The following is a 25323-nucleotide window of genomic DNA, read 5'->3' as shown; positions in this document are numbered from 1 at the left end:
GTCAGGCTAGCGCCATAGCATCAGCAGCTATGAACGGCGCCGAGGTCAAGGGCGCGGGCGGACGCTGGGTGCTGCACCTGGACATGGATGCGTTCTTCGCGTCGGTCGAGCAGTTGACCCGTCCCACCCTGCGCGGCCGGCCCGTCCTCGTCGGAGGACTGGGCGGGCGCGGCGTGGTGGCCGGAGCCAGCTATGAGGCGCGTCGGTACGGCGCGCGGTCGGCGATGCCGATGCACCAGGCCCGCCGGCTCGTCGGCGCCCCGGCGGTGGTGCTGCCGCCCCGCGGCGCGGTCTACGGCGTGGCGAGCCGGCGCGCCCTGGATACCGTGCGCAGCGTCGTTCCGGTGCTTGAGCAGCTGTCTTTCGACGAGGCCTTCGGGGAACCGGTTGAGCTGGCCGGCGCCACCGCGACCGACGTCGAGGACTTCTGCCAGCGGTTGCGGGGCAAGGTGCTCGAGCAGACCGGACTGGTGGCCTCCGTGGGTGCCGGATCCGGAAAGCAGATCGCCAAGATCGCCTCGGGGCTGGCCAAGCCGGACGGGATCCGGATCGTCCGCCGCGACGAGGAGGTGCGGTTGCTCGACAGCCTGCCGGTGCGCAAGTTGTGGGGGATCGGGCCGGTGGCCGAGGAGAAGCTGCACCGGTTGGGCATCGAGACGGTCGGTGCACTGGCAGCGCTGTCGGATACCGAGGCCGCGAGCGTGCTGGGCGCCACGGTGGGTCCCGCGCTACATCGCCTGGCTCGCGGAATCGACGACCGCCCGGTGACCGAGCGGGCCGAGGCCAAGCAGATCAGCGCCGAGTCGACGTTTCCCGCGGACCTCACCACCCTGCGCGAGCTGCAGGATGCGCTCGGTCCGATCGGCGAGCACGCACACCGGCGCCTGGAGAAGGACGGCCGCGGCGCCCGCACCGTGACGGTCAAACTGAAGAAGTCGGATATGAGCACGCTGACCCGCTCGGCGACGCTGGCCTACGCCACCACCGAGGCCGCCACGTTGATCGGTACCGCACGCCGCCTGCTGCTCGACCCGGTCGAGATCGGATCCATTCGGCTTGTCGGCGTGGGCTTTTCGGGCCTGTCCGACAGTAGACAGGAATCGTTGTTCCCCGACCTGGAGCAGCTCGACGACATCTCCGACTCCCACCACCAGACCGCCGAGGCGGCCCAGACCACCCCAACCGGGTGGCGCATCGGCGACGATGTGGCGCACCCCGAGCACGGCCATGGCTGGGTCCAGGGCGCCGGGCACGGGGTGATGACCGTGCGTTTCGAGACCCGCGTCGGCGGTCCCGGTCCAGCCCGCACGTTTCCCGACGACACGCCCGGATTCACCCGGGCTGATCCGATCGACAGCCTGGACTGGGGCGACTACCTGAGCGGACTGGCGGACTACCAGAGCACGCCGTAGGTGGCGTTCAGGATGAAGCCGTGCTCGCCATAGGTCTTGCAGGTCACCGTCCCCTGATAGCCGACCCCGCAGCTGGCGCCCCAGTTCTCCAGCCGGTGCCCCTCGGGCAGCACGTCGACGTCGCGGGTGAACGACGCGGTGTCGGAGTGCCGGTAGGCGGCGGGGCCGCCACTGTTGACGAAGATCTGGTTGCTGCCGGCCGGTGCGTCGATCGGCACGGCGTCGCAACCCACCGGACCGCCGTTGGGGCCGATCCCGCAATGGCGACCGTCCGCGGTCCGGAAGAACACGCCGTAGAAGTCGGTGGGTGAGCTGTAATGCCCCTCTGCTTTCGGATAGCTGTCGATGGCGTCGGCGCCCGGCGGTGGCTCAGCCGTGGCGGTCGGAGCGGTGCCGAGCGTCAAGAGACCGATCGCCGCAATTGCCATGAGGTGATGGCGCATAGGTCCCATTGAACCGGCGCCGTCAACCCCTGCCGCCGACTACCAGAGCACGCCGGACGCGGGATCCAGCGAAAAGCCATGCCGGCCCGAGGTTTTGCAGATCACTGTGCTCTCGTCGACGACACCGCAGCTGGCGCCCCAGTTCTCCAGCCGGGAACCGGGCGGCAGTACGTCGACATCGCGGGTGAAGGACGCCGTCCCCGAATAGCGGTAGGACGCGGGCGCCCCGCTCTCGACAAAGGTCTGGTTGGTTCCCGCCGGAGCGTCCCCGGGAACCGCGTCGCAGCCGACCGGGCCGCGGTTGGGACGGATTCCGCAGAACCGGCCGTCCGGCGTGCGGAAGAACAGCCCGTAGAAATCGGTAGGCGAACTGTAGTTGCCCTCCGCGATGGGATAACCGTCGATCTCCGCGACGCCGGGTGGCGAGGGCAGGGCCGCCGCGGTCGGGAGCGGGGCGAGCAGCGACAGGCCGACGGCGGCTGCCGCCGCAATGTGGAAACGCGCGTTCTCTATTTGAGCACAGTCCGTCAACCCCAGGCGTCGATGACCTCTGAGACCGGCTGCCCGGAAGCCAGCGCCGCCATCAGCAGGACCCTTGCCTGCGCGGGCCGTAGAGCGGGGACCATGATGGCGCCGGCATCGACCAGTTGCTGACCCGGTCCGTACTGCGCGGCCACCGGACCGTCGGGCACTCGGGTCGACACCGCGATGACGACGCCGTTGCGGCAGTGCCTACCGACTCCGTCGATCAATGCGGCTCCCGCATTGCCCGAACCCATCGCCTGGAGGACGACCGCGCGCGCCCCGGCGGCGACGCAGGCGTCGAGCGCTGCCGTGTCCGCTCCCGGATAGGCGGCGACGATGTCGACCCTGGGCGCCGACGCCGCGGCCAGCTCACCGATATGGACGCGCACCTTCGCGCGGGTGATCTCACACCCGCCGTCGGTGACCGTTCCGAGCGCGGTCCCGGTGAAGGGGGTCAACTCGTGGGTGTGCCGCTTTTGCAGGCCCAGCGGCTGCCACACCGTGCCGGCGAAGGCGACCGCCACCCCGAGATCCCTGGCCTGCGGACTGGCCGCGACGGCGATGGCGTCGCGCAGGTTGCCGGGGCCGTCGGCGTCCGCCGCGTCCGCACTGCGTTGCGACCCGGTCAGCACCACCGGCACGGCTCCGCCGTAGGTGAGGTCCAGCCACAGCGCGGTTTCCTCCATGGTGTCGGTGCCATGGGTGATGACGACACCGTCGGCCCGGGTCGCTGCGGCGCCGGCGGCCTCGCCGATCTCGTCCCAGTCCGCGGGCGTCAGCTGTGCGCTGTCCGTCGCCGACACATCCACGATCTCGACGTCGGCGTCGACGGCCAGCCCGGACGTCAACTCGGCCCCGGTGTGCGTCGGATGCCGGATTCCGGCGTCGTCGGTGCTGGTCGAGATGGTGCCACCGGTGGTGATCACGACGATGCGCCTGCGCGGCACCACGGGCACTGTCACGGTCTGCATCACGCTCCAGATTGTCCCGCAATTGCTCCGCATGGACTGTTTGGGATGATGGGGGAGTGACTGATGAAATGTCAGGCCCGGTAGAGCCGGTAACCGACGCCACCGGGGATGCCGCAGCATCCCCTGAACGTGCTGCTCGGCCCCGGCGGCAGCTGCGTCTGCTGCTCGTCGTCGCCGCAGTTGTGCTGATCATCGACGTGGTGACCAAAGTGCTCGCGGTGCGCCTGCTGACGCCCGGACAGCCGGTGTCGATCATCGGTGACACCGTGACCTGGACGTTGGTTCGCAACTCCGGCGCGGCGTTCTCGATGGCAACCGGATACACCTGGGTGTTGACGCTCGTCGCGACCGGCGTGGTGATCGGGATCGTCTGGATGGGTCGCCGACTGGTGTCTCCGTGGTGGGCGATCGGTCTCGGCATGATCCTGGGCGGTGCGACCGGAAACCTGATCGACCGCTTCTTCCGCGCACCCGGACCGTTGCGCGGTCACGTGGTGGACTTCTTCTCGGTCGGATGGTGGCCGGTGTTCAACGTGGCCGATCCGGCCGTGGTGGGCGGCGCGATCCTGTTGGTGGCGCTGTCGTTGTTCGGGTTCGACTTCGATACCGTCGGCCGGCGCCAGTCGGACGACGAGACTGCCGGGGTCGGGCGGCACCTGAACGACCCCGCGGACGGCGATGTACCGGCGAAATCGGAGCCGGCTGACGCCGCCGACTACCAGGCCGAAGAGGCCGGTGACACCGAGTCGGCGTCCTCATCGGACGAGTCGAGCGCGGTCGGGCGCCAGGCAGAGACGTCATAGTGACCACCCGGTCGATGCCGGTGCCCGAGGGCCTGGCAGGAATGCGGGTCGACGCCGGCCTGGCCCGGCTGCTCGGGTTGTCGCGCACCGCGGTGGCAGGCATGGCCGAGGACGGCGGTGTCGATATCGACGGCGTGCCTGCGGCCAAGTCCGACAAGCTCGTGGCAGGGGCCTGGCTGGAGGTTCGGCTGCCGGAGGCACCTGCCCCGGTCGAGAACACCCCGGTCGACATCGAGGGCATGGGCATCCTCTACTCCGACGACGACATCGTGGCGGTGGACAAGCCGCCGGGGGTCGCCGCGCACGCCACGGTGGGTTGGCATGGTCCGACCGTGCTGGGCGGCCTGGCCGCCGCGGGCTTCCGGATCAGTACCTCGGGTATCCATGAGCGCCAGGGCATCGTGCATCGACTCGATGTCGGCACGTCCGGTGTCATGGTGGTGGCCCTGTCCGAGCGGGCATACACGGTGCTCAAGCGGGCGTTCAAGCAGCGCACCGTCGACAAGCGCTACCACGCGCTGGTGCAGGGGCACCCGGATCCGTCGAGCGGAACGATCGATGCCCCGATCGGACGGCATCGTGGTAACGACTGGAAGTTCGCAGTCGTCGAGGGCGGACGCCACAGCATCACCCACTACGACACCGTCGAGGCGTTCCAGGCCGCCAGCCTGCTGGACATCCACCTGGAGACCGGCCGCACGCATCAGATCCGTGTGCATTTCGCCGCACTGCACCACCCGTGTTGCGGCGACATGACCTACGGAGCCGACCCCACGTTGGCGAAAAAACTTGGGCTGGAACGTCAATGGCTGCATGCCCGCTCACTGGCCTTCGCCCATCCGGCGGACGGCCGGCGCATCGAGATCACCAGTCCGTATCCGGCTGACCTGCAGGCCGCCCTCGACGTTCTGCGCCGCCACTAGCTGTGACGCCTGCGCTGCAGACCGGTGCCACTCGTGCCGGGGTCCTCTACGGCGCAGGTGCCTACATCTGGTGGGGGTTGTGCCCCGGCTTCTTCCTGCTCTTGCTCCCGGCGGGGGCGCCGGAGATCCTGGCCCACCGCATCGTGTGGAGCGCGCTGTTCCTGCTGGTGGTACTGGCGGTGGCCCGGCGGCTCGGTGACCTGCGCCGGTTGACGCTGAAGACCTGGCTACAACTGCTGGCAGCCGCGGTCCTGATCTCCGTCAACTGGGGGACCTACATCTATGCCGTGACGACCGGCCACGTTGTGGATGCGGCGCTCGGCTACTTCATCAATCCCCTGGTGAGCGTGCTGTTGGGCGTGGTGGTGTTCCGCGAGCGGATCGGCCGATGGCAGGCGGCCGCGTTGGCGCTCGCGCTCATCGCCGTGGCGATCCTGACCGTCGAACTCGGCGCGCCGCCCTACATCGCCGTCGTGCTCGCGCTGTCGTTCGGCGTATACGGCCTGATCAAGAAAGTGGTGCGGGCCGACCCGCGCGTGAGCGTGGCCGTAGAAACACTGTTGGCGTTTCCTCTTGCCGCCGGCTATGTGATCACGCTGGAGGTACTGGGCCGGGGAAACTTCCTCAACCACGGCACCTGGCATGCGTTGCTGTTGTTGCTCGCGGGTCCGGTCACCGCGGTTCCGTTGCTGCTGTTCGCCGCGGCCGCACAGCGACTCCCGATGGTGACGCTGGGCCTGCTGTTCTATCTCAACCCTGGGTTACAGATGGCCTGGGGTGTGTTCGTCGGTCATGAGCCGATGCCGATAGGCCGCTGGATCGGGTTCGCCCTGATCTGGGTGGCGTTGGTGATCATGACCGTCGGTGCGTTGCGCAGAAAGCCGGCCGATCGGATCGTCGACGGTGTCGATCGGATGGAACATGACATCCGACACCGGGCGTGACCCGGCTTGGGGTGATGTTTGCGAAGTCGCCTTTGGCCTTATTTCTGGCAATGCCATAGGGTTTGCCAAATGACGTCGCGTAGCGCGCCTCGGGCAGCCCGCCGGCCGGGCAGACCGGTTGGCGCCGATGCCGGGCAAACCCGTGAGCGCATCGTGCAGGCCGCCTATGAAGTGATCAACGAACGAGGTTATGCGGCGGCGACATTTCAGGAGATCGCTAAGCGCAGCGGTCTGAGCCGTCCGACGCTGAACTACTACTTCACCGGTCGCGAGGAGCTCTACCGCGCACTACTCACGCAGGCGCACGACGTCATCAGTTCGTGCATTCGCACGGCGAAACAACATGAAGGAACGCTGGATCGGCTGCACGCCTACATCGATGCCGTGGTGGCGGCGTGGCATCGGGACCGCGCGGTAGTCGGGTTCTTGGTCAACGCGCGCCTGGAGGCCTACCGCCATCCGGATCTGCCCGCCGTCAGCGTCGCGGCCACCCGGAATTTCCTCGGCGAGGTTGTCGCCGAGGCGATCGTCCGGCGCGAACTGCCGGCGCACACCGAGCACGCCACGCTGGTCGAACTCTTGTACGCGATGCTGTGGGGAGTGGGTGCCTACAGCGGTTGGCAGCGCAGGCCCATTGATGTATCGGAGATAGCCAAGCAATTGCATGTGGTCATCGGAAATGGGTTGCTGACGATCGCCGACCGGTGATCGCTGAGGCGCCGGCAAGACACGAGTAGCGACACGCCGGGAAGTACGGGAAGTGTCAGTGGGGCGCCATAGACTGGCACCCCTATGAGCGGTTCATCTTCGGGGTCCTTCGTACACCTGCACAACCACACCGAGTACTCGATGCTGGACGGCGCCGCGAAGATCACGCCGATGCTGGCCGAGGCCGAGCGGCTGGGCATGCCTGCGATAGGTATGACCGACCACGGCAACATGTTCGGCGCCAGCGAGTTCTACAACTCCGCGACCAAAGCAGGCATCAAACCGATCATCGGTATCGAGGCATATATAGCTCCCGCTTCTCGATTTGATACCAAGCGGATCCAATGGGGTGACCCGAGCCAGAAGAGTGACGACGTCTCGGGTAGCGGTGCCTACACCCATATGACGATGGTCGCCGAGAATGCCACCGGTCTGCGCAACCTGTTCAAGCTGTCGTCCCTGGCGTCGTTGGAAGGCCAGCTCGGCAAGTGGTCGCGGATGGACGCCGAGATCATCGCCGAGCACGCCGAAGGCATCATCGCCACCACCGGATGTCCATCCGGCGAGGTGCAGACCCGGCTGCGGCTCGGCCACCGCCAAGAGGCGCTGGAAGCCGCCGCCAAATGGCGCGACATCTTCGGCCCCGACAACTTTTTCCTCGAGCTGATGGACCACGGCCTCGATATCGAGCGCCGCGTCCGGGAGGGCCTGCTGGAGGTCGGGCAGAAGCTCGGCATCCCACCGCTGGCCACCAATGACTGTCATTACGTCACTCGTGAGGCCTCACAGAATCACGAGGCGCTGCTCTGCATTCAGACCGGCAAGACCCTGTCGGATCCGAACCGGTTCAAGTTCGACGGCGACGGCTACTTCCTGAAGTCGGCCGAAGAGATGCGGGCCCTGTGGGACTCCCAGGTGCCGGGCGCGTGCGATTCCACGGTGCTCATCGGCGAGCGGGTGCAGTCCTACGCCGACGTGTGGGCGCCCACCGACCGGATGCCGGTGTTCCCGGTACCCGACGGGCATGACCAGGGCTCGTGGCTGACCCATGAGGTGCGGGCCGGGCTGGAGCACCGGTTCCGCGGCGGGGATGTGCCCGTCGAGTACAGCGACCGCACCGAGTACGAGATCAAGGTCATCTGCGAGAAGGGCTTTCCGGCCTACTTCCTGATCGTGGCCGACCTGATCAACTATGCCCGGTCGGTCGGGATTCGGGTGGGCCCGGGTCGCGGATCGGCCGCCGGTTCGCTGGTTGCCTACGCGCTGGGCATCACCAACATCGACCCCATCCCGCACGGGCTGCTGTTCGAGCGCTTCCTCAACCCGGAGCGTCCGTCCGCCCCCGATATCGACATCGACTTCGACGACCGCCGCCGCGGCGAGATGCTGCGGTATGCGGCCAACAAGTGGGGCAGTGACCGGGTGGCCCAGGTCATCACCTTCGGCACCATCAAAACCAAAGCGGCGCTGAAGGATTCGGCCCGCGTGCATTACGGTCAGCCGGGCTTCGCGATCGCCGACCGGATCACCAAGGCGCTGCCGCCGCCGATCATGGCCAAGGACATCTCGGTGTCCGGGATCACCGATCCCACCCATGAGCGGTACAAGGAGGCCGCCGAGGTCCGGGCCCTGATCGACACCGACCCGGATGTGCGCACCATCTACGAGACGGCGCGTGGCCTGGAAGGCCTGGTCCGCAACGCGGGTGTGCACGCCTGTGCGGTGATCATGAGCTCCGAGCCGCTCATCGACGCGATCCCGCTCTGGAAGCGGCCACAGGACGGCGCCATCATCACCGGCTGGGACTACCCGTCCTGCGAGGCCATCGGCCTGCTGAAGATGGACTTCCTGGGTCTGCGAAACCTGACGATCATCGGTGACTGCCTGGAGAACATCAAGGCCAACCGGGGGATCGACCTGGATCTGGACACGCTGCCATTCGACGATCCGGCCGCCTACGAGCTCCTCGGCCGCGGCGACACCCTGGGCGTGTTCCAGCTCGACGGCAGCGCGATGCGTGACCTGCTGCGGCGCATGCAGCCCACCGGATTCAACGACATCGTGGCGGTGCTCGCGCTGTACCGTCCCGGTCCGATGGGCATGAACGCCCACAACGACTATGCCGACCGCAAGAACGGCCGCCAGGCGATCAAGCCCATCCACCCCGAGCTCGAGGAACCGCTCAAGGAGATCCTGGCCGAGACGTACGGCCTGATCGTCTACCAAGAGCAGATCATGTTCATCGCGCAGAAGGTCGCCTCCTACACCATGGGTAAGGCCGATGCGCTCCGTAAGGCCATGGGTAAGAAGAAGCTCGAGGTGCTCGAGGCCGAGTACCACGGCTTCAAGGAAGGCATGACCGCCAACGGGTTCTCCGAGGCTGCCGTGAAAGCCTTGTGGGATACGATCCTTCCGTTCGCCGGGTACGCGTTCAACAAGTCGCACGCAGCCGGCTACGGCCTGGTGTCCTACTGGACGGCCTACCTCAAAGCCAATTATCCCGCCGAATACATGGCGGGTCTGCTCACCTCGGTCGGTGATGACAAGGACAAGGCCGCGGTCTATCTGGCCGACTGCCGTCGGCTCGGCATCACCGTCCTGCCACCCGACGTCAACGAGTCGGTGCAGAACTTCGCCTCGGTGGGGCATGACATCCGGTTCGGTCTGGGTGCCATCCGCAACGTCGGCGCGAATGTCGTTGCCTCACTGATCAGTACCCGCACCGAGAAGGGCAAGTACACCGACTTCTCCGACTACCTGAACAAGATCGATATCGCGGCCTGCAATAAGAAGGTCACCGAATCCTTGGTGAAGGCAGGCGCATTCGACTCGCTCGGCCACCCGCGCAAGGGGTTGTTCCTGGTACACACCGATGCCGTCGACTCGGTGCTCGGCACCAAGAAGGCGGAGGCGATGGGCCAGTTCGACCTGTTCGGCGGCGCCGACGACGGAGGTGGCACTGACGCGGTGTTCACCATCCGCGTGCCCGAAGAGGAGTGGGAGGACAAGCACAAGCTCGCCCTCGAGCGCGAGATGCTGGGGCTATACGTGTCCGGACATCCGCTCAACGGGATTGCCCACCTGCTGGCCAACCAGGTCGACACGCAGATCCCGGCAATTCTCGACGGCGACATCGCCAACGATTCGCAGGTGGTGGTCGGCGGTATCCTGGCCTCGGTCAACCGTCGCGTGAACAAGAACGGTTTGCCTTGGGCCTCAGCTCAATTGGAAGATCTCACCGGTGGTATCGAGGTGCTGTTCTTCCCGCAGACCTATTCGCTGTTCGGTCATGACATCGCCGACGACGTCGTGGTGCTGGTCAAGGCCAAGGTGGCCGCGCGCGACGACCGGATCTCGCTGATTGCCCACGAACTGGTGGTGCCCGACTTCAGCAGTGCCCAAGCCGACCGCCCGCTGGCGGTCAGCCTGCCGACCCGGCAGTGCACCATCGACAAGGTCACTGCGCTCAAGCAGGTGCTGGCCAACCACCCGGGCACGTCCCAGGTCCATCTACGGCTGATCAGCGGTGAGCGCATCACCACACTGGAGCTGGATCAGTCACTACGCGTGACACCGTCCTCGGCGTTGATGGGTGACCTCAAGGCGTTGCTCGGTCCCGGCTGCCTGGGCTAGAACCGGTAGCGCAGGATGCGCGCCTTGCGTGCACCGGCCTTGCTCAGGCCTGAGGCCCGCGTTGCGATCCGCAGCATTCGGGGGAACAGGTCTACCTCGGGCTCGTGGGTGAGGCTGGCCTCTTCGACGAGTCGCAATCGCGGGTTCCACGTTTCGGGATGGTGAGCATCCTTGAAACCCGGGTAGCCCCACTGGCTTCCGACGTCTTTGAACATCTTGGCGGGAAAGAATTTCAGCGCGGCCCTGCTCATCCAGCCGATGCGGCCGTAGTCGTTGAATGCCAGTTCCCCCGAACCGAAGTGTTCGGTGACCTTCCCGAAGATGCCGACGATCACCGGTTCGGTGAGGAACGCGAACAAGCCGTCGGCGACAAGCATGGTGGGCCGGTCGGAGGGAATCGGGTCGGTCCAGTCCGGGTCGGCCAGCGACGCGGAGACGTTGTGCGACTGGGGGAGTGAGGGCATCACCTGATCGCGCAGTTGACTGATCCCAGGGAGGTCGACGCTGTACCAGTCGACCGTGGCAGGCGGCGCGACACGGTGAACGCCGCTGTCGAGACCTCCGCCGAGATCGACGACGACGGCGTCAGGATGGCCGGAGATGAACGCACGGACCCGGTCGTCGAGCATCTTGGCTCGCAACGCCGACTGGCACACCACGCTGGTCTGCACACCGAGACCGGCGAAGTCGTAGTCGAGTCTGCCTACCGTCTCGTCGGCGATCGTATCGCCGAGGATGGGGTGAGCCCATCGGCTGTCCAGAGCCCTGGCATACAGGGTCAGGAACGCGGTTTCCTCCACCGGCGTCAGATCCGTCGTCGCAATACTCACAAGCCCGACCGTACACCCGGTCCGCGGCTGAACAGTTGGGCGAAAACGTTTACCGCCCTTGCGATCACGCGCCCATGAAGTTGTGCCCTATGGTGGGAACCATGCGCAGCAGGCATCTGAGCGTCTGGATCGAGGTTGCCGCCGATGAGGTGTATGCCTATGCGTCGGATCCGCGGCAGATGGCCGATTGGGCGGCGGGACTGGCCGAGGGCGGGTTGCGTCTCACTCCGCGAGGGTGGGTGGCGAATTCTCCGATGGGTGAGGTGACCGTCGAGTTCACGGCGACGAACGCACTGGGAGTGCTCGATCACGTGGTACATCTGCCCTCGGGCGAGGCTGTCTACAACCCGATGCGAGTGGTACCGGCGGGGGTCGACGCAACGGCGTGCGAGGTTGTGTTCACTGTCCGGCAGCGAGCCGGGGTAACCGATGCGGAGTTCGAGGCCGATGTGACCGCGGTGGCCGCCGATCTAGAGACGCTGCGGCGACTGCTGGAAGGTCACTGATCAGAGGGTGACACGTGGCCCAGGCCCAGCCATGCCACCACGGCGGCCGCGGCAGCCGAGAGTACTGCCGGTGCGGCGCTCATCGTTGCCACGCCAACGACCACCAATACCAGGGCACCGATTGCCAGGGCGATCAGCTTGTAGGTCGGCCAGGGCACCCCGGCAATGTTGACCTGATGATCGGCCCGGGAGGTGCCGCTACGAAAGTTCCCGGCGGTGGTCATGCATTGACGATAGCTCGCAACATTGATTTCGGCTAGCCGAAACCTTAGATGTGGCGTGTCGCTTTATCGGTCCAGAGCTGCTCAGCAGCGGGCTTCCATTCGGTACTGGACCTCGGTCGGTCTGGTGGGATGGTCCGCGTACCAGCCACGCGCCGTGCCGCTGACGCGGAATGTGGTGCCCTCGATGCCGGCATCGGCAGGTGCGGTCACATTGGCTGAGCTGCCGGTGAACCCTGCGATGTCGGTCAGGCGCATCACCTTCGGTTCGATGGTGGCGCCGGTCTGGAGGATGGCGGTGAAGCCGGGAGCTTCCGGCATGGTCTCGATAGTCCACAGCCAGGATCGTTGCGTGCACAGCACCGGGAACGTCGTCGGCCTCTCCTGGCCGTTGAGGTACACCCGTGCCGTGTAGGCGTCGGCCGGGGCTTTGGTGGGGGCTGCGCAGGCCGATGCCGCCAAGGCGCCGATCATCACGGTGTAGGTCGCCGCCCGCCGCACCCGCTGCTGGATGTGCCGCATGAGGTTGTTTTCCCAGTTCGGGGTCCGTTCAACCACATGCGAAGGATTTCTTCGAGGTGATTGCACGAATGGCGAGATCCCAGGGTGTCTCCCCACCCAACTGCAGTGAAACGCCTGGCCAGTGGCACCATTGAACGGTGACTGCCGATCTGAGCAAGGGCTCCCGAGTCTCCCCACCGGCCGCGCCGCTTTCCGCGGCCGACATCGACGAGGCCGCCAAGCGAATTTCCGGCGTGGTCACGCGCAGTCCGCTGCAGTTCAACGAACGACTCTCGGAAGCCACCGGGGCCAACGTCTACCTCAAACGTGAGGACCTGCAGGCGGTGCGTTCCTACAAGGTGCGCGGGGCGTTCAACCTGATGGCGCAGCTCTTGCCCGAGGAGTTGGCAGCCGGGGTGGTGTGTTCTTCTGCAGGAAACCACGCGCAGGGCTTCGCGATGGCCTGCCGGTCGATGCGCACCCACGGCCGCGTGTATGTACCGACCAAGACACCCAAGCAGAAGCGTGATCGCATCCGGTACCACGGACGTGAGTTCATCGAGCTCATTGCGGTCGGGTCCACCTACGATCTGGCCGCTGCTGCCGCACTCGACGATGTCGCGCGCACCGGCGCGACCCTGGTGCCCCCCTACGACGATGTGCGGACGATGGCCGGGCAGGGCACCATCGCCGCAGAATTGCTCGACCAGCTCGACGGTGAGCCGGATCTGGTGATCGTCCCCGTCGGTGGCGGCGGCTGTATCTCCGGTGTCACCACCTATCTCGCCGAACGCGCCTCGGGCACCTCGGTACTCGGCGTCGAGCCGGCCGGTGCGGCGTCGATGATCGCCGCGCTTGCCGCGGGCATGCCGGTCACCCTGGATCACGTCGACCAGTTCGTCGACGGTGCGGCAGTGGCGCGGGCCGGGGCAATGCCTTACGCCGCGTTGGCCGCGGCCGGTGACATGGTCGCGCTCACCACGGTCGATGAGGGTGCGGTCTGCACCGCGATGCTCGACCTGTACCAGAACGACGGAATCATCGCCGAGCCCGCCGGTGCGCTGTCGGTGGCGGCGCTGCTGGAGGCGGACATCGAGGCCGGTTCCACCGTGGTGTGCCTGATCTCCGGCGGGAACAACGACGTGTCCCGGTACAACGAGGTGGTCGAGCGCTCCCTGGTCCACCTGGGGCTCAAGCACTACTTCCTGGTCGATTTCCCGCAGGAACCCGGGGCGCTGCGGCGTTTCCTCGATAACGTGCTCGGCCCGGGTGACGACATCACGCTTTTCGAGTACGTCAAACGCAACAACCGGGAAACCGGTGAGGCCCTGTGCGGTGTCGAGTTGAGCGCAGCGACCGACCTCGAAGGCCTACTGGCCCGCATGGAGGAATCCGATATCCACGTGGAGTTGCTCGAGCCAGGGTCACCGACCTACCGGTACCTGACCTGAGCGGCGACTGAACCGCGATACCTCATGCTCCGGCTGCCCAGGCGATGAGAGCGCAGGTGGCGAAGGCGGCGCCGAGGATGCTGGATCCGGTCCAACCCGCGACCGAGAACGCAGCGGTCGTAGCGGTTGCCCCGAGGGCCGAGCCGAGGGAGTAGAACACCATGTAGCCGCCGATGACGCTGCTGGTGCGGTGCGGGTGGGCTGTGGTGAGCAGATGTTGGTTGCTCACGTGTACGGCCTGTACCGCGAAGTCGAGCGCGATCACACCGACGACGATCAGCGGCAGTGACCATGAGGCGTGCCCGATGGCCAGCCATGAGGCGGCCAGCAGCGCGAGCGCCCCACCGGTGACCGGACTTGCGAAGCCGGCGTCAGCCCAGCGTCCGGCCCGGGCGGCGCCGAGTGCACCGGCGAGGCCGGCGATTCCGAAAAGCCCGATCTGGGCTGTGCTCAGATGCCAGGGAGCCGCTGCGAGTGGCAGTGCCAGGCCGCTCCACAGTGTTCCGAAAGAGGCGAACAGAAAGAACGCGATCAGCCCGCGTGAGACGAACAGATGGTCGCGAAACAGTTTGCCCATCGACGCCAGAACGTCGACGTAGGAAGCGGATTCGCGCCGCGGATCGGCCGGCAGGAGTCTCGGGACGAGGCATGCCAGGGCAAGTAGCAGCACGGCCAGCCCGGCATAGACGCCGCGCCACCCCCACGCCGCAGCGAAAGCGCCTGCGGCCACGCGGGAACCGAGGATGCCGATGACAACTCCGGAGGTCACCGCGCCGATGGCGCGGCCGCGTTCCTCGGTGGTCGACAGTGCCGCAGCGAAAGCCACCGTGGTCTGGACGACGACGGCGAACAGGCCGGCGACCGCCAGTCCGGTGAGCAGCAGCCAGGTCTGTGCGGCCGTCGCCGCCAGCGCGACTCCGACCGCGGCGAGCAGAAGGTGTCCGCTGATGAGCCTGCGGCGGTCGATCATGTCGCCGAAGGGGACGAGAAGGACCAGCCCGACCAGATAGCCGAGTTGGCCGGCCGTGACGATCCACCCCAGACGCGCCTCCGGCACACCGAGATCGCTGCCGATCTGCGCGAGGACCGGCTGTGACGCGTAGATCGTTGCCACAGCCACTGCGCACACCGTGGCGAGAAACATTCTGTGACCGAAGGACAGTTCCATACACGCTCCTCTGATTGGTTGCATATTGCAACCAATCTGACGGTACGGCAGAATGGTCTCATTCGGCAACTCTTTAGGGGGCGTGATGACCGAGTCGGTGCTGAGTGGCGACGACGTGACCTGGACTGATCCCACCTGTCCGGTCGCGCGCACGCTAGATCTGGTGGGAGACCGCTGGAGCCTGCTCATCGTGCGCGACGCGATGGACGGCGCCCGCGCGTTCACCGACTTCCGGCAGCGCACCGGCATCGCGCGCAACGTCCTCACTGACCGGCTGCGCCGACTGGTGGAGCGCGGCATCCTCGACCGGGAGACGGCCGCGTCGGGCCGGCGGCAGCTTTACACGCTCACCCAGGCCGGTCGTGACCTCTTCACTGTTGTGGTGGCACTGCGTCAGTGGGGTGAGCGGCACGCGTTCGCATCGGGTGAGTCGCATTCGATACTGGTGGACCAGCGCGGTGATCCGCTTCCAGAACTACGGCCGACGAGCTCACGCGGCGCCATAGTGGATCTCGACGGCACGTCTGTGCGGAAGGACTACTGATCGCGTCCGCTGCGCAGGACAGCGAATGAATGCCCGGCCAATACCGTGCTGTCGGTGCCGACGACGGGGTGATCCCAAGCGAGGAGCAGCTCACCGGTGACCGGCACCGCTACTGGCTCGGTGCCCAGATTGCAGGCAATGGATACCGCCCCCCGATGCTGAATGATCCAGCGCTCTTCTTCGTCGAAGTCGATCGACATGCGGTCGAGCCACGGGTCGGCGAGGTCAGGTTCGCTGCGCCGCAAGGCGATCAACCCGCGATAGGTCCGGTGCAGCCGATCGTGATCGCCCGCGTTGACCTCGCTCCAGTTCAACTTGGACCGCAGGAATGTTGCCGGGTCCTGCGGATCGGGGATCTCGTCGGCATCCCAACCGTGTTCGGCGAACTCGGCTTTGCGGCCCTCGGCGGTGGCGCGGGCCAGTTCCGGCTCGGGGTGCGAACTGAAGAACTGGAACGGTGAGGAGGATCCCCACTCTTCTCCCATGAAAAGCATTGCCGTATAGGGTGACCCGAGTGCCAATGCGGCCTTGACGGCCAGTTGGCCGAAAGTCAGGAGTTGCGAGGGCCGGTCGCCCACAGCGCGGTTGCCGACCTGATCATGGGTGAGGGTGTACCCCAGCAGGCGGGTGGCCGGAATGCTCGCGGTGTCCAAGGGACGACCGTGTCGGCGATGGCGGAACGAGGAGTACGTGCCGGCGTGGAAGTAGCCGTGCTTCAACGTCTCCGCCAACGTGGCCAGCGATCCGAAATCTGCGTAGTAGCCCTGCCGCTCACCCGATACCGCGGTATGGATGGCGTGGTGGATGTCGTCGTCCCACTGTGCGGTCAAACCGTAGCCACCCCGATCCCGCGGGGTGATCAGCCGCGGATCGTTGAGGTCGCTTTCGGCGATCAGCGACAGCGGCCTGCCGAGTTCTTCGGCCAGGGACTCGGTTTCGGCGGCGAGCTCCTCCAACACATGGATCGCGGTGTTGTCCGTCAGCGCGTGCACCGCATCCAGACGCAGGCCGTCGACATGGAAGTCGCGCATCCAGCGCAGCGCGCACTCGATGATGTAGGTCCGTACCTCGTCGGCGCCGGCATCGGACAGATTGATCGAACTGCCCCAGGGATTTCGGCCCGCCGACAGGTAGGGGCCGAACCGTGGGAGGTAGTTGCCGGAGGGGCCGAGATGGTTGAACACTGCGTCGATCAGCACGCCGAGGCCACGGGCGTGGCAGGCATCGACGAGGCGGATGAGGCCGTCGGGACCGCCGTAGGGCTCGTGTACCGCGTACCAGAGCACCCCGTCATACCCCCAGCCATGGGGCCCGTTGAATGCGTTGACCGGCATCAGCTCCACGAAATCGACACCGAGGTCCACCAGATGATCGAGCTTGTCGATCACGGCATCGAATGTGCCCTCGGGCGTGAAGGTTCCGGTGTGCAGTTCGTAGATCACCCCGCCGCAGATGGACCGGCCGGGCCATTGGGTGTCGGTCCACGCATCGGGAGCCGGAGCCCACAGCTGCGAGCGGGCATGTACGCCGTCGGGTTGGCGCGGGGAACGAGGGTCCGGCAAGACCTCGGGATCCTCGTCGAGGACGAACCCGTACCGGGCGCCGGGGCCGCAGGCGACCTCGGTTCGCCACCAGCCGTCTGCAGAACGCACCATGTCGTGCAGTGTTCCGTCCACGTCGACGCGAACCCGGTCCGGTAATGGCGCCCACACGCTGAACTCAGCCATCGGAGCGCTCCAACAGGGCTACGGGTGAATCACAGAGCAGCTCGGACACCCTGACTCGACCGGCCCAATCTCTGCCACTGAGCCGGTCGGTCCACTGGCCGTCGGGCAGCGACAAAGTTGTATCGCCCCAGCCGGTTTCGGCCAACCCCACGGTCCAGCGGCTGACCGCCACCATGACGTCCTCACCTCGGGTGAAGCACACCAGGTGCCGCGCAGCTTCGCCGATCGCCGGCAGCGGGCGGTAGGCGCCGGCCAGGAATGCCTGCGGCCGCGCGCGGCGCAGGGTCAGCGCGGCGGTGGTCACCCGGATCTTCGCATCGTCCCCGCGTTCCAACGCGTCACGCAGCGCCGGGTAGTCGATCGGACGCCGGTTGTCCGGATCGACCAGACTGTCCTCGGTGGACTCGGTGCCCTGGTAGACGTCGGGGACACCGGGCACGGTCAGCTGCAGGAGTTTCTGCCCCAGGCTGTTGTTACGGGCATGCACCTCGAGTCGGCCCACCAGTGCGGTCAATTCGGCTGTGACAGGTCCGTCGAGTACCCGATCCAGCCAGCCGTGTACCTCGTCCTCGAATTCGCGGGACGGATCATGCCACGAGGTATGGGTGGCGGCTTCCCGGATCGCCTTCTCGGCGTAGCCGTGCAGCCGGATGCGGAGTTCGTCGGTGACGCCGCCATCGACCGGCCAGACGCCGAAGATGTTCTGCCACAGGAATAGTGCGGTGTCGCGATCTGGGGGAGCGGTTGATGCCGTCCACCGCTCGACCGAATCCGCCCAGGTGCCCGGCACCTGGGACAGCAACCCGATTCGGGCCCGGACATCCTCGCCGCGCTTGGTGTCGTGGGTCGACAGGGTGGTCATCGTCGACGGCCAGGCGTGCTGCCGCGTCCTCGTCCGTTGGTGAAACTCGGCGGTCGTGACCCCGAACAGCTCGGGCGCACCGCCGACCTCGTTGAGGGAGACCAGCCGCGCGTCGCGGTAGAACAAACAGTCCTCGACAGCCTTCGCCGTTGCGGCTCCGCACAGTTGGTTGAACCGGGAGACCACCTCGGCACTGCGGGACATGGCCACCGAAACGGTAGCCAGCGCCTCGGTGAGTTCCGGTGTGGTGCAGGCGGTCTCCTGCAACGCCACCGGGAGGATCGTGCCCAGCGCGGGATAGTCGCTGCGATAGACACCGATCCGGCTGATCAACGCGGTGATCGCGGCGGGCAGGTGCTCGTCGTTCTGTCCGGTCACCCCCGCGACGGCGCGGCACAGCCGGCCCAGTTCTCCGGCCAGGGTGTCGGTGACCGCCGCGGCTTTGAGCATGACCTCGGCGTCGGGATCCGGGCGACCGCTGAGCATGGTGAGTACGGCCGCGCCGGCCGGATCGATGAACAGTCCACCGACCTCGCGTAGCGCGTCATACCCGGTGGTGCCGCTGACCGGCAGTGAGGGGTCCAGGCTTTCGTTGGCGGCAAGGATCTTCTCCACGACGATCCAGGCATCGGGTCCGGTGAGCTCGCGCAGCCATCGCAGATAGCCTGCGGGATCGGACAATCCGTCAGGATGATCGATGCGCAGGCCATCCACCAGTCCCTCGTCGAACCAGCGCTTGACCTCCACATGGCTGGCGTCGAAAACGGCCCGGTCCTCCTGGCGCAGCGCCGCCAGGGAGGTGATCGAGAAGAAGCGCCGATAACCGCAGATGCCGGTCCGCCATCCGGTCAGCCGGTAGTGCTGGCGGTCATGCACCTCGCGACCGGTCCCGGCGCCGGTGCCCGGTGCCACCGGGAAGACCAGGTCACCCAGCCGCAGCACATCGCCGTCGACCACCAGGTCGGCGACGTCGTCGTCGGAACCCAAGACCGGAAGCACGATCCGGCCGTTGTCGAGATCCCAGTCGATATCGAAGTAGTCGGCATAGGCCGACGCCCGGCCATACCGCAGCAGGTCCCACCACCAAAGGTTCTGCTCGGGGTGGGCGACGCCGACGTGATTGGGCACGATATCGATGATCAGGCCCATGCCGCGGGACCGGGCAGCCTCCGACAGTCGTTGCAGACCCTCGGGTCCGCCGAGCGCCGCCGACACCGTGGTGGGATCGGTGACGTCGTATCCGTGGGTGGATCCGGGTACGGCGGTCAGGATCGGGGACAGATACAGGTGTGACACCCCGAGGCGGTCGAGATAGTCCAGCAGGTTTTCTGCATCATCGAATGTGCAGCAGTCCCCGCGCATCTGGAGCCGATACGTGGACAGCACCGGGCGCGGCATGTCAGGCCGTCTTGCGCAGGACCAGCAGGGAACGGGCCTGGAGCGAGAGCTTCTCGCCTGCGGCGACGAGCAGATCGGAACTCCCGGTCGGGCTTGCCGTATCCAGATCGCCGACCCACTCGGTGGCGTAGTCGCCGTTCGGCGTGACGAAATCCTGCTCGTGGTCATTGGCGTTGAAACACAACAGGAACGTGTCGTCGACGACACGTTCACCGCGACCGTTGGGGGCAGGGATCGAATCACCGTTGAGGAACACGGCCACACAGGTGCCCAATCCGGATCCCCAGTCCTCAGGGGTCATCTCGGTGCCCGCCGGAGTGAGCCAGGCGATGTCGCGGACCTGATCGCCGCTGCGGATCGGTTTGCCCTCGAAGAACCGCCGGCGCCGAAACGCCGGATGACGCTTACGGAATGCCAAGGCCCGGCGGGTGAATTCCAGATGGTCGGCGTTCGTTTCGAGCAGCGACCAGTCCATCCAGGACAATTCGGAATCCTGGCAGTACACATTGTTATTGCCCTGCTGGGTCCGGCCGATCTCGTCACCATGGGCGATCATCGGTGTGCCTTGGGAGAGCATCAAAGTCCCGGTGATGTTGCGCATCTGCTTCGCGCGCAGCGCCAGAATCTCGGCGTCGTCGGTAGGCCCCTCGACCCCGCAGTTCCACGAGCGGTTGTGGCTCTCGCCGTCGCGGTTGTCCTCACCGTTGGCCTCGTTGTGCTTCTCGTTGTAGGAGACCAGGTCGTTGAGGGTGAACCCGTCGTGGCACGTGACGAAGTTGATGCTGGCGCTCGGGCGCCGGCCCGTCGCCTCGTACAGGTCCGAGGAGCCGGTCAGCCGGGAGGCGAACTCGCCAAGGGTTGCGGGCTCGCCCCGCCAGTAATCGCGCACGGTATCGCGATACTTCCCGTTCCACTCGGTCCACAAACCTGGGAAATTACCGACCTGATAGCCCCCTTCGCCGATATCCCAGGGCTCCGCGATCAGCTTCACCTGGCTGACCACCGGATCCTGTTGGACCAGATCGAAGAACGCCGAAAGCCGGTCCACGTCATAGAACTCGCGGGCCAGGGTCGAGGCCAGGTCGAACCGGAAACCGTCGACGTGCATCTCCAGCACCCAGTACCGCAGCGAGTCCATGATCAACTGCAACGTGTGCGGATGCCGCGCGTTGAGGCTGTTGCCGGTTCCGGTGAAATCCTTGTAGTACTCGGGTTGGCCGTCGAGCAGACGGTAATACGCGTCGTTGTCGATGCCGCGGAAATTGATGGTCGGACCGAGGTGGTTTCCCTCGGCGGTGTGGTTGTAGACGACGTCGAGGATTACCTCGATACCCGCATCGTGGAACGCCTTCACCATGGTTTTGAACTCGGCCACCGCACCGCCGGCATGCCGGGTGGCCGCGTACTGGAAGTGCGGGGCGAAGAAGCCGACCGTGTTGTAGCCCCAGTAGTTTCGCAACCCGAGGTCGAGCAGTCGGTGGTCGTGCATGAACTGGTGCACCGGCATCAGTTCGATCGCGGTGATGTTCAGCGACTGCAGGTACTCGATGACCACCGGGTGACTCAGCCCGGCATACGTGCCCCGGAGTTCTTCAGGGACTCCCGGGTGGGTCTGGGTCATTCCCTTGACGTGTGCCTCGTAGATCACCGTGTCGTGGTACGGAGTCTTCGGTGCCCGGTCGGATCCCCATTGGAAGAACGGGTTGATCACCACGCTGGTCATGGTGTGCCCCAGGGAATCGACCTGGGGTGGGGTGCCGGTGCCGGGGGGATCGGCCGTCAGGTCGTAGGAGAACAGCGCCTGGCTGAAGTCGAAGTCACCGTGAAAGGACTTGCCGTAGGGGTCCAACAGCAGCTTGCTGGGATCACACCGGTGCCCGGCGCCGGGATCCCACGGTCCGTACACCCGATAGCCGTAGCGCTGCCCGGGGGTGACCGTGGGCAGGTAGGCGTGCCAGACGTAGCCGTCGACCTCGTCGAGGTTGATCCGGTGTTCGGAACCGTCCTTGGCGATCAGGCACAGCTCGACGCGTTCGGCGACTTCGGAGAACAACGAAAAGTTGGTTCCCGCACCGTCGTAGGTCGCGCCGAGCGGGTAGGGCTCGCCGGGCCAGACCATCGACATCGGCGTGGGGGTTGGTGACGGCGGTATGTCGGACGGCGGTGGCATGGTCTCACCACCAACCGGTGGCCGCCGCCATCTGACGGCCCAGCTCACCCGTCATCGTGCGCATGTAGGTGGTCGAGAGGTGGTGGGAATCGTGATACAGCAACACATTGCCCTCCACCACACGACAATAGTCCTTCCGGCACACCGCGTCGCTCATGTCGAGTGGCTTGAGCAGGGGAAACCTTCCGACGAAATCCAACGTGGGGTTGCGGTCGGAGAGTACCTTGGATCGGTCGATGCCGCAGGAAACGGAATCGCCACCCTTGGCCAGGCAGTCGTAAGGGAAGAACGGCTTGCCGTTCCGGGTCAGCCACGGGGTATCGCGCATGGCCAGGACGGGAATGTTGTTCTCGGAGAGGGATTCCCAGATTCCGATATAGGTGCTGGGCATCACGTCACCGGGTTTGATGTTCCACGGGCGGGTCGAGGTGGTGAACACGAAGTCGGGACGATCAGCGATGAGCTTGGCCATCACTTTTTCGTTCCATTCATGGCACTTCGGATACGGCCGGTTGTCGCCCATCACCAGCGGAGTCTCCTCCGTGGTCAACGGACACCCCATCTTGAGATAGGTGACGACCTTGAAGTCGTGCAGGCGGCCCAGCAGGTCCAGTGCGGTCATCCAGTGTTCGGCGTGCGAACCCCCGGCCACGGCGACGGTGCGCGTCGCATTCTTGTCGCCGTAGGTGCAGTTGATCACGTCGGTGCTGGCGAAATCGCTGATACAGCCGTCGGTCGTGGACTGGGGCAGGTCGTCTTTGGCCTCGAGCACGGTGGGGCGCATCGGTAGCTTGGGCACCCGGGCGTGGTTGATCAGGGCGCGCGCCCCCGGATAGTCGCGGGCCGACAGCCCCGACAGTTCCTTGCCGTTGGCACGCTGCACGGTGACGTGCTCACGCCAGGTGAACGAGGTGGCCGTCAACGCCACACCGAGCAGGGCGACGGTGGAGCCGAGGACGATCGTCGGCCTGCGCAGCCGCACCCGTAGCGGGACGGCCGGCGCGGGGCTGGCGGCCTTCGCCTTCTGCGAGCGCAGCGGCTCCTCGATGTAGCGCGTGGTGAGCCAGGCCAGAATTCCCGAGATCAACAGCACGATCGTGCCCTCGAGAAAGTTGGCGTGGGCATGGCCCGAGTACGAGAGCCAGAAGATCAACAGCGGCCAGTGCCACAGATACAGGGAGTAGGCCATCGAGCCCAGTGACACGAACGGTTTGGTGGCCAGCATCCGATTGGGCGCGGGCAGCTGCCGCTCGGCGGTGCTCGGATCGTCGGTCCGGTTGGCCGCGGTCAGGATGAAGATGACGGTGGCCCCGACCGGAACGAGCGTCCACGGCCCCGGAAACTCCTTGACGCCGTCGATGAACCAGCCACACGTCACGATCGCGGCCAGCGAGACGGTCGCCAGGATCGTGCGCAGCCACATCGGCCACCGCACCGCCGGGACCAAGGCCCCCGCGAGGGCGCCGATCAGCAGCTCCCAGCCGCGGGCGAAGCTGTTGTAATAGGCCGTCGCCTGGTCGCTGTTGTGGGCGATGATCGCGTACACGAAGGACGCGATGGTCAGGGCGCCAAGTAAAACGATGAACGCCGTGCGTAGGTGCCGCCCGAAGATCCGGCGGCCGACGAAGGCGAACCCGAAGACCAGTGCCAGGAACGCTACATAGAACTGCCCCTGGACCGACATCGACCAGATGTGCTGCAGCGGACTGACCGCCTCACCGGCGCGAAGGTAGTCCGCGGCGGTGTTGGACAGTTCCCAGTTCTGGTAGTAGCCCAGACTCGCCAGGCTTTGGTCAGCAAACGCTTCCCAGCGGGTTTCGGGCTGGATCAGGATGGTCAGTACCGCGGCGGCGGCAAGCACCACGACCAAGGCGGGTAGCAATCGCCGGATCAGTCGGACCACCTCGGGAAGCAGCCACAGCGGGGCCTCCGGGTTGAGCGCGATACGCAGGATCTTGCCGCCGAAAAAGAACCCTGACAGCGCCAGGAAAACGTCGACACCACCGGAAACCCGGCCGAACCAGATGTGGAACATCGCGACCAGGGCGATGGCGATGCCGCGCAGTCCGTCTAGATCGTGCCGGTAGAAGCCCGATGAACGGGTGCCCATGACAGCGCGCGAGTCGGGACCGGATTCGGTGCCGGGCTCCGTCCGGGGGGCGTCAAGGGTTCTCATGATCGAGGCCAATTTACCTAACATCGGCCTCCCGCTCACATTTCGGATGCGTGCGTCACACCCTGTGAGCAAAGGGCTAGGCTGCCCGACTGTGGCTGAGCTGACCCCGGCGCAGATCAGCGCCATCGATGCGGCCCACATCTGGCACCCCTACAGCGCCATGGACGCGGACACGTTGCCGCCGGTGGTGGCGGTCGGGGCCAAGGGCGCGTGGCTGACTGTGATCGACCCTACCGACGGCGCACCGATCGAGGTTCTCGATGCGATGGCGTCCTGGTGGACTGCCGTGCACGGGCACGGGCATCCGGCACTTGACCGTGCCATCAACGACCAGCTCGCCACCATGAACCACGTCATGTTCGGCGGTCTGACGCATGGTCCGGCGGCACGGCTGGCCCAACTGCTGGTGGAACTCACCCCCGAGGGACTGGAGACGGTGTTCTTCAGCGACTCCGGGTCAGTTTCGGTCGAGGTGGCGGTCAAGATGGCGCTGCAGTACTGGCGCAGCCTGGGCCGCGGCGCCAAGCACCGCCTGATGACGTGGCGCGGCGGGTATCACGGCGACACCTTCACCCCGATGAGCGTGTGCGATCCGGACGGCGGCATGCATTCCCTGTGGGCGGATGTCCTGGTGCCCCAGATTTTCGCCCCGCCCGTACCCGCCGATTACCAGCCGTCCTACATCGAGGCGTTCGAACGGCAGTTGGCCGAACACTCCGACGAACTGGCCGCGGTGATCGTCGAACCCGTGGTGCAGGGCGCCGGGGGGATGCGCTTTCACGACCCGCGCTACCTGTCGGACCTGCGCGCCATCTGCGACCGCCACGATGTTCTGCTGATCTTCGACGAGATCGCCACCGGGTTCGGCCGCACCGGAAAGCTGTTCGCCGCCGAGCATGCCGGGGTGAGCCCGGACATCATGTGCGTCGGCAAGGCGCTGACGGGCGGCTACATCACCTTGGCTGCCACGCTGTGTACCTCTGAGGTCGCGCGGACGATCAGCGCGGGGGAGCCCGGTGCGCTCATGCACGGTCCGACGTTCATGGCCAACGCGCTGGCTTGCGCGGTGGGTGTGGCCGCGGTGGAACTACTGGTCAGCGGTGACTGGCCGGCCCGGGTGGCCGAGATCGAGGCGGGCCTGCGGCAGGGGCTCGAGCCGGCGCGCGCATTGCCAGGCGTTGCCGACGTCCGGGTGCTGGGCGCCATCGGCGTGATCGAAATGTGCGAGCCGGTCGATATGCGGGTCGCGACTCTGGCGGCATTGCGTCACGGGGTCTGGCTGCGCCCGTTCGGCAAACTGATCTACGCCATGCCGCCCTTCATCTGCACACCGGCGGAGGTGGAACAGATCACCGCAGGCATGGTCGGCGTGGCGCGTGCACTAACCTGAACGGTGTTCAACTGTCG

The 25323-nt window shown here is 66.2% G+C and carries 21 protein-coding genes; 10 read left to right on the top strand and 11 right to left on the bottom strand.

Going from position 1 to position 25323, the window contains the following annotated elements:
• The first annotated feature begins 29 nt into the window (after positions 1-29).
• Positions 30-1412 (top strand): DNA polymerase IV, encoded by a 1383-nt coding sequence (locus tag JOF57_RS12445; protein ID WP_209916823.1) that lies wholly within the window; start codon positions 30-32, stop codon positions 1410-1412.
• Here the strand turns inward: JOF57_RS12445 and JOF57_RS12440 are convergent.
• From JOF57_RS12440 to JOF57_RS12430, 3 genes are read right to left on the bottom strand one after another with little or no spacing between them, the layout of a single operon-like run.
• Complete coding sequence (locus tag JOF57_RS12440) at positions 1394-1855, bottom strand: hypothetical protein (RefSeq protein WP_234938121.1); 462 nt, start codon at positions 1853-1855, stop codon at positions 1394-1396. The two genes, JOF57_RS12445 and JOF57_RS12440, sit on opposite strands and share 19 nt — an antisense overlap.
• A 39-nt stretch (positions 1856-1894) precedes the next feature.
• On the bottom strand, positions 1895-2386 hold the full coding sequence (locus JOF57_RS12435; protein WP_234938120.1) for a hypothetical protein: 492 nt from the start codon (positions 2384-2386) through the stop codon (positions 1895-1897).
• Positions 2383-3351 carry an asparaginase gene (locus JOF57_RS12430; RefSeq protein WP_209923308.1) on the bottom strand — a complete coding sequence of 323 codons (969 nt, stop codon included), beginning with the start codon at positions 3349-3351 and terminating at the stop codon, positions 2383-2385. The genes JOF57_RS12435 and JOF57_RS12430 overlap by 4 nt, the downstream gene beginning before the upstream one ends.
• Before the next feature lie 68 nt (positions 3352-3419).
• Here JOF57_RS12430 and lspA point away from each other — a divergent pair, with 68 nt between their 5' ends.
• The 5 genes from lspA to dnaE all read left to right on the top strand — a co-directional run bounded on the left by lspA (position 3420) and on the right by dnaE (position 10362).
• Positions 3420-4154, top strand: a complete 735-nt coding sequence (gene lspA, locus JOF57_RS12425) for a signal peptidase II (RefSeq protein WP_209923306.1) — start codon at positions 3420-3422, stop codon at positions 4152-4154.
• Positions 4154-5077: an RluA family pseudouridine synthase gene (locus JOF57_RS12420; RefSeq protein ID WP_209916819.1), complete on the top strand. Its 924-nt coding sequence runs from the start codon at positions 4154-4156 to the stop codon at positions 5075-5077. The genes lspA and JOF57_RS12420 overlap by 1 nt, the downstream gene beginning before the upstream one ends.
• Before the next feature lie 2 nt (positions 5078-5079).
• A complete protein-coding gene (gene rarD, locus JOF57_RS12415) occupies positions 5080-6021 on the top strand; it encodes an EamA family transporter RarD (protein ID WP_307870010.1) in 942 nt (313 codons plus the stop codon).
• Between the two features lie 69 nt (positions 6022-6090).
• Entirely contained in the window at positions 6091-6729 is a 639-nt protein-coding gene (locus tag JOF57_RS12410; RefSeq protein WP_209916817.1) for a TetR/AcrR family transcriptional regulator, read from the top strand.
• 84 nt (positions 6730-6813) lie between these two features.
• Positions 6814-10362 carry a DNA polymerase III subunit alpha gene (gene dnaE / locus JOF57_RS12405; RefSeq protein WP_209916816.1) on the top strand — a complete coding sequence of 1183 codons (3549 nt, stop codon included), beginning with the start codon at positions 6814-6816 and terminating at the stop codon, positions 10360-10362.
• On the opposite strand, the gene JOF57_RS12400 is transcribed toward dnaE, so the two are convergent.
• On the bottom strand, positions 10359-11192 hold the full coding sequence (locus JOF57_RS12400; RefSeq protein WP_209916815.1) for a class I SAM-dependent methyltransferase: 834 nt from the start codon (positions 11190-11192) through the stop codon (positions 10359-10361). The genes dnaE and JOF57_RS12400 overlap by 4 nt on opposite strands.
• Before the next feature lie 101 nt (positions 11193-11293).
• On the opposite strand from JOF57_RS12400, the gene JOF57_RS12395 reads away from it, so the two are divergent.
• Positions 11294-11698 (top strand): SRPBCC family protein, encoded by a 405-nt coding sequence (locus JOF57_RS12395; RefSeq protein ID WP_209916814.1) that lies wholly within the window; start codon positions 11294-11296, stop codon positions 11696-11698.
• On the opposite strand, the gene JOF57_RS12390 is transcribed toward JOF57_RS12395, so the two are convergent.
• A complete protein-coding gene (locus JOF57_RS12390; RefSeq protein ID WP_209916813.1) occupies positions 11692-11922 on the bottom strand; it encodes a hypothetical protein in 231 nt (76 codons plus the stop codon). The two genes, JOF57_RS12395 and JOF57_RS12390, sit on opposite strands and share 7 nt — an antisense overlap.
• 81 nt (positions 11923-12003) lie before the next feature.
• The gene (locus JOF57_RS12385) at positions 12004-12477 is read right to left on the bottom strand and encodes a lipoprotein LpqH (protein ID WP_307870009.1); all 474 of its coding nucleotides are present in this window, start codon (positions 12475-12477) and stop codon (positions 12004-12006) included.
• Between the two features lie 101 nt (positions 12478-12578).
• Here JOF57_RS12385 and ilvA point away from each other — a divergent pair, with 101 nt between their 5' ends.
• Positions 12579-13871, top strand: coding sequence for a threonine ammonia-lyase IlvA (ilvA, locus tag JOF57_RS12380; protein ID WP_209916811.1), 1293 nt, complete (start codon positions 12579-12581; stop codon positions 13869-13871).
• A gap of 22 nt (positions 13872-13893) precedes the next feature.
• Here ilvA and JOF57_RS12375 read toward each other — a convergent pair whose 3' ends face one another.
• On the bottom strand, positions 13894-15015 hold the full coding sequence (locus tag JOF57_RS12375) for an MFS transporter (RefSeq protein ID WP_234938388.1): 1122 nt from the start codon (positions 15013-15015) through the stop codon (positions 13894-13896).
• Positions 15016-15124: 109 nt separating this feature from the next.
• Here JOF57_RS12375 and JOF57_RS12370 point away from each other — a divergent pair, with 109 nt between their 5' ends.
• Positions 15125-15583, top strand: a complete 459-nt coding sequence (locus JOF57_RS12370; protein ID WP_209916807.1) for a winged helix-turn-helix transcriptional regulator — start codon at positions 15125-15127, stop codon at positions 15581-15583.
• Here JOF57_RS12370 and treZ read toward each other — a convergent pair.
• The 4 genes from treZ to JOF57_RS12350 are packed head-to-tail and all read right to left on the bottom strand — an operon-like array spanning position 15577 to position 23916.
• The gene (gene treZ / locus JOF57_RS12365; protein WP_209916805.1) at positions 15577-17310 is read right to left on the bottom strand and encodes a malto-oligosyltrehalose trehalohydrolase; all 1734 of its coding nucleotides are present in this window, start codon (positions 17308-17310) and stop codon (positions 15577-15579) included. The genes JOF57_RS12370 and treZ overlap by 7 nt on opposite strands.
• Positions 17303-19570 carry a malto-oligosyltrehalose synthase gene (gene treY, locus JOF57_RS12360; protein ID WP_209916803.1) on the bottom strand — a complete coding sequence of 756 codons (2268 nt, stop codon included), beginning with the start codon at positions 19568-19570 and terminating at the stop codon, positions 17303-17305. Before treY ends, treZ begins: the two co-directional genes overlap by 8 nt.
• Before the next feature lies 1 nt (position 19571).
• The gene (gene glgX, locus JOF57_RS12355) at positions 19572-21740 is read right to left on the bottom strand and encodes a glycogen debranching protein GlgX (protein ID WP_209916801.1); all 2169 of its coding nucleotides are present in this window, start codon (positions 21738-21740) and stop codon (positions 19572-19574) included.
• 4 nt (positions 21741-21744) lie between these two features.
• Positions 21745-23916, bottom strand: coding sequence for an acetyltransferase SucT (locus JOF57_RS12350; protein WP_209916799.1), 2172 nt, complete (start codon positions 23914-23916; stop codon positions 21745-21747).
• 91 nt (positions 23917-24007) lie between these two features.
• Here JOF57_RS12350 and JOF57_RS12345 point away from each other — a divergent pair, with 91 nt between their 5' ends.
• The gene (locus tag JOF57_RS12345; protein ID WP_209916797.1) at positions 24008-25306 is read left to right on the top strand and encodes an adenosylmethionine--8-amino-7-oxononanoate transaminase; all 1299 of its coding nucleotides are present in this window, start codon (positions 24008-24010) and stop codon (positions 25304-25306) included.
• The last annotated feature ends 17 nt before the right edge of the window (positions 25307-25323 follow it).

Source organism: Mycolicibacterium lutetiense, from assembly GCF_017876775.1.
Taxonomy (GTDB): Bacteria; Actinomycetota; Actinomycetes; order Mycobacteriales; family Mycobacteriaceae; genus Mycobacterium; species Mycobacterium lutetiense.
This window is presented reverse-complemented; position numbering and strand designations above follow the sequence as displayed.

Coding starts and splice junctions, on each gene's coding strand:
- treZ (WP_209916805.1), bottom strand. CDS start 17,310: ATGGCTGAGTTCAGCGTGTGGGCGCCATTACCGGACCGGGTTCGCGTC.
- JOF57_RS12395 (WP_209916814.1), top strand. CDS start 11,294: ATGCGCAGCAGGCATCTGAGCGTCTGGATCGAGGTTGCCGCCGATGAG.
- JOF57_RS12445 (WP_209916823.1), top strand. CDS start 30: ATGAACGGCGCCGAGGTCAAGGGCGCGGGCGGACGCTGGGTGCTGCAC.
- JOF57_RS12440 (WP_234938121.1), bottom strand. CDS start 1,855: ATGCGCCATCACCTCATGGCAATTGCGGCGATCGGTCTCTTGACGCTC.
- dnaE (WP_209916816.1), top strand. CDS start 6,814: ATGAGCGGTTCATCTTCGGGGTCCTTCGTACACCTGCACAACCACACC.
- JOF57_RS12375 (WP_234938388.1), bottom strand. CDS start 15,015: ATGTTTCTCGCCACGGTGTGCGCAGTGGCTGTGGCAACGATCTACGCG.
- JOF57_RS12410 (WP_209916817.1), top strand. CDS start 6,091: ATGACGTCGCGTAGCGCGCCTCGGGCAGCCCGCCGGCCGGGCAGACCG.
- JOF57_RS12350 (WP_209916799.1), bottom strand. CDS start 23,916: ATGAGAACCCTTGACGCCCCCCGGACGGAGCCCGGCACCGAATCCGGT.
- glgX (WP_209916801.1), bottom strand. CDS start 21,740: ATGCCACCGCCGTCCGACATACCGCCGTCACCAACCCCCACGCCGATG.
- lspA (WP_209923306.1), top strand. CDS start 3,420: ATGTCAGGCCCGGTAGAGCCGGTAACCGACGCCACCGGGGATGCCGCA.
- JOF57_RS12430 (WP_209923308.1), bottom strand. CDS start 3,351: ATGCAGACCGTGACAGTGCCCGTGGTGCCGCGCAGGCGCATCGTCGTG.
- JOF57_RS12370 (WP_209916807.1), top strand. CDS start 15,125: ATGACCGAGTCGGTGCTGAGTGGCGACGACGTGACCTGGACTGATCCC.
- JOF57_RS12390 (WP_209916813.1), bottom strand. CDS start 11,922: ATGACCACCGCCGGGAACTTTCGTAGCGGCACCTCCCGGGCCGATCAT.
- treY (WP_209916803.1), bottom strand. CDS start 19,570: ATGCCGCGCCCGGTGCTGTCCACGTATCGGCTCCAGATGCGCGGGGAC.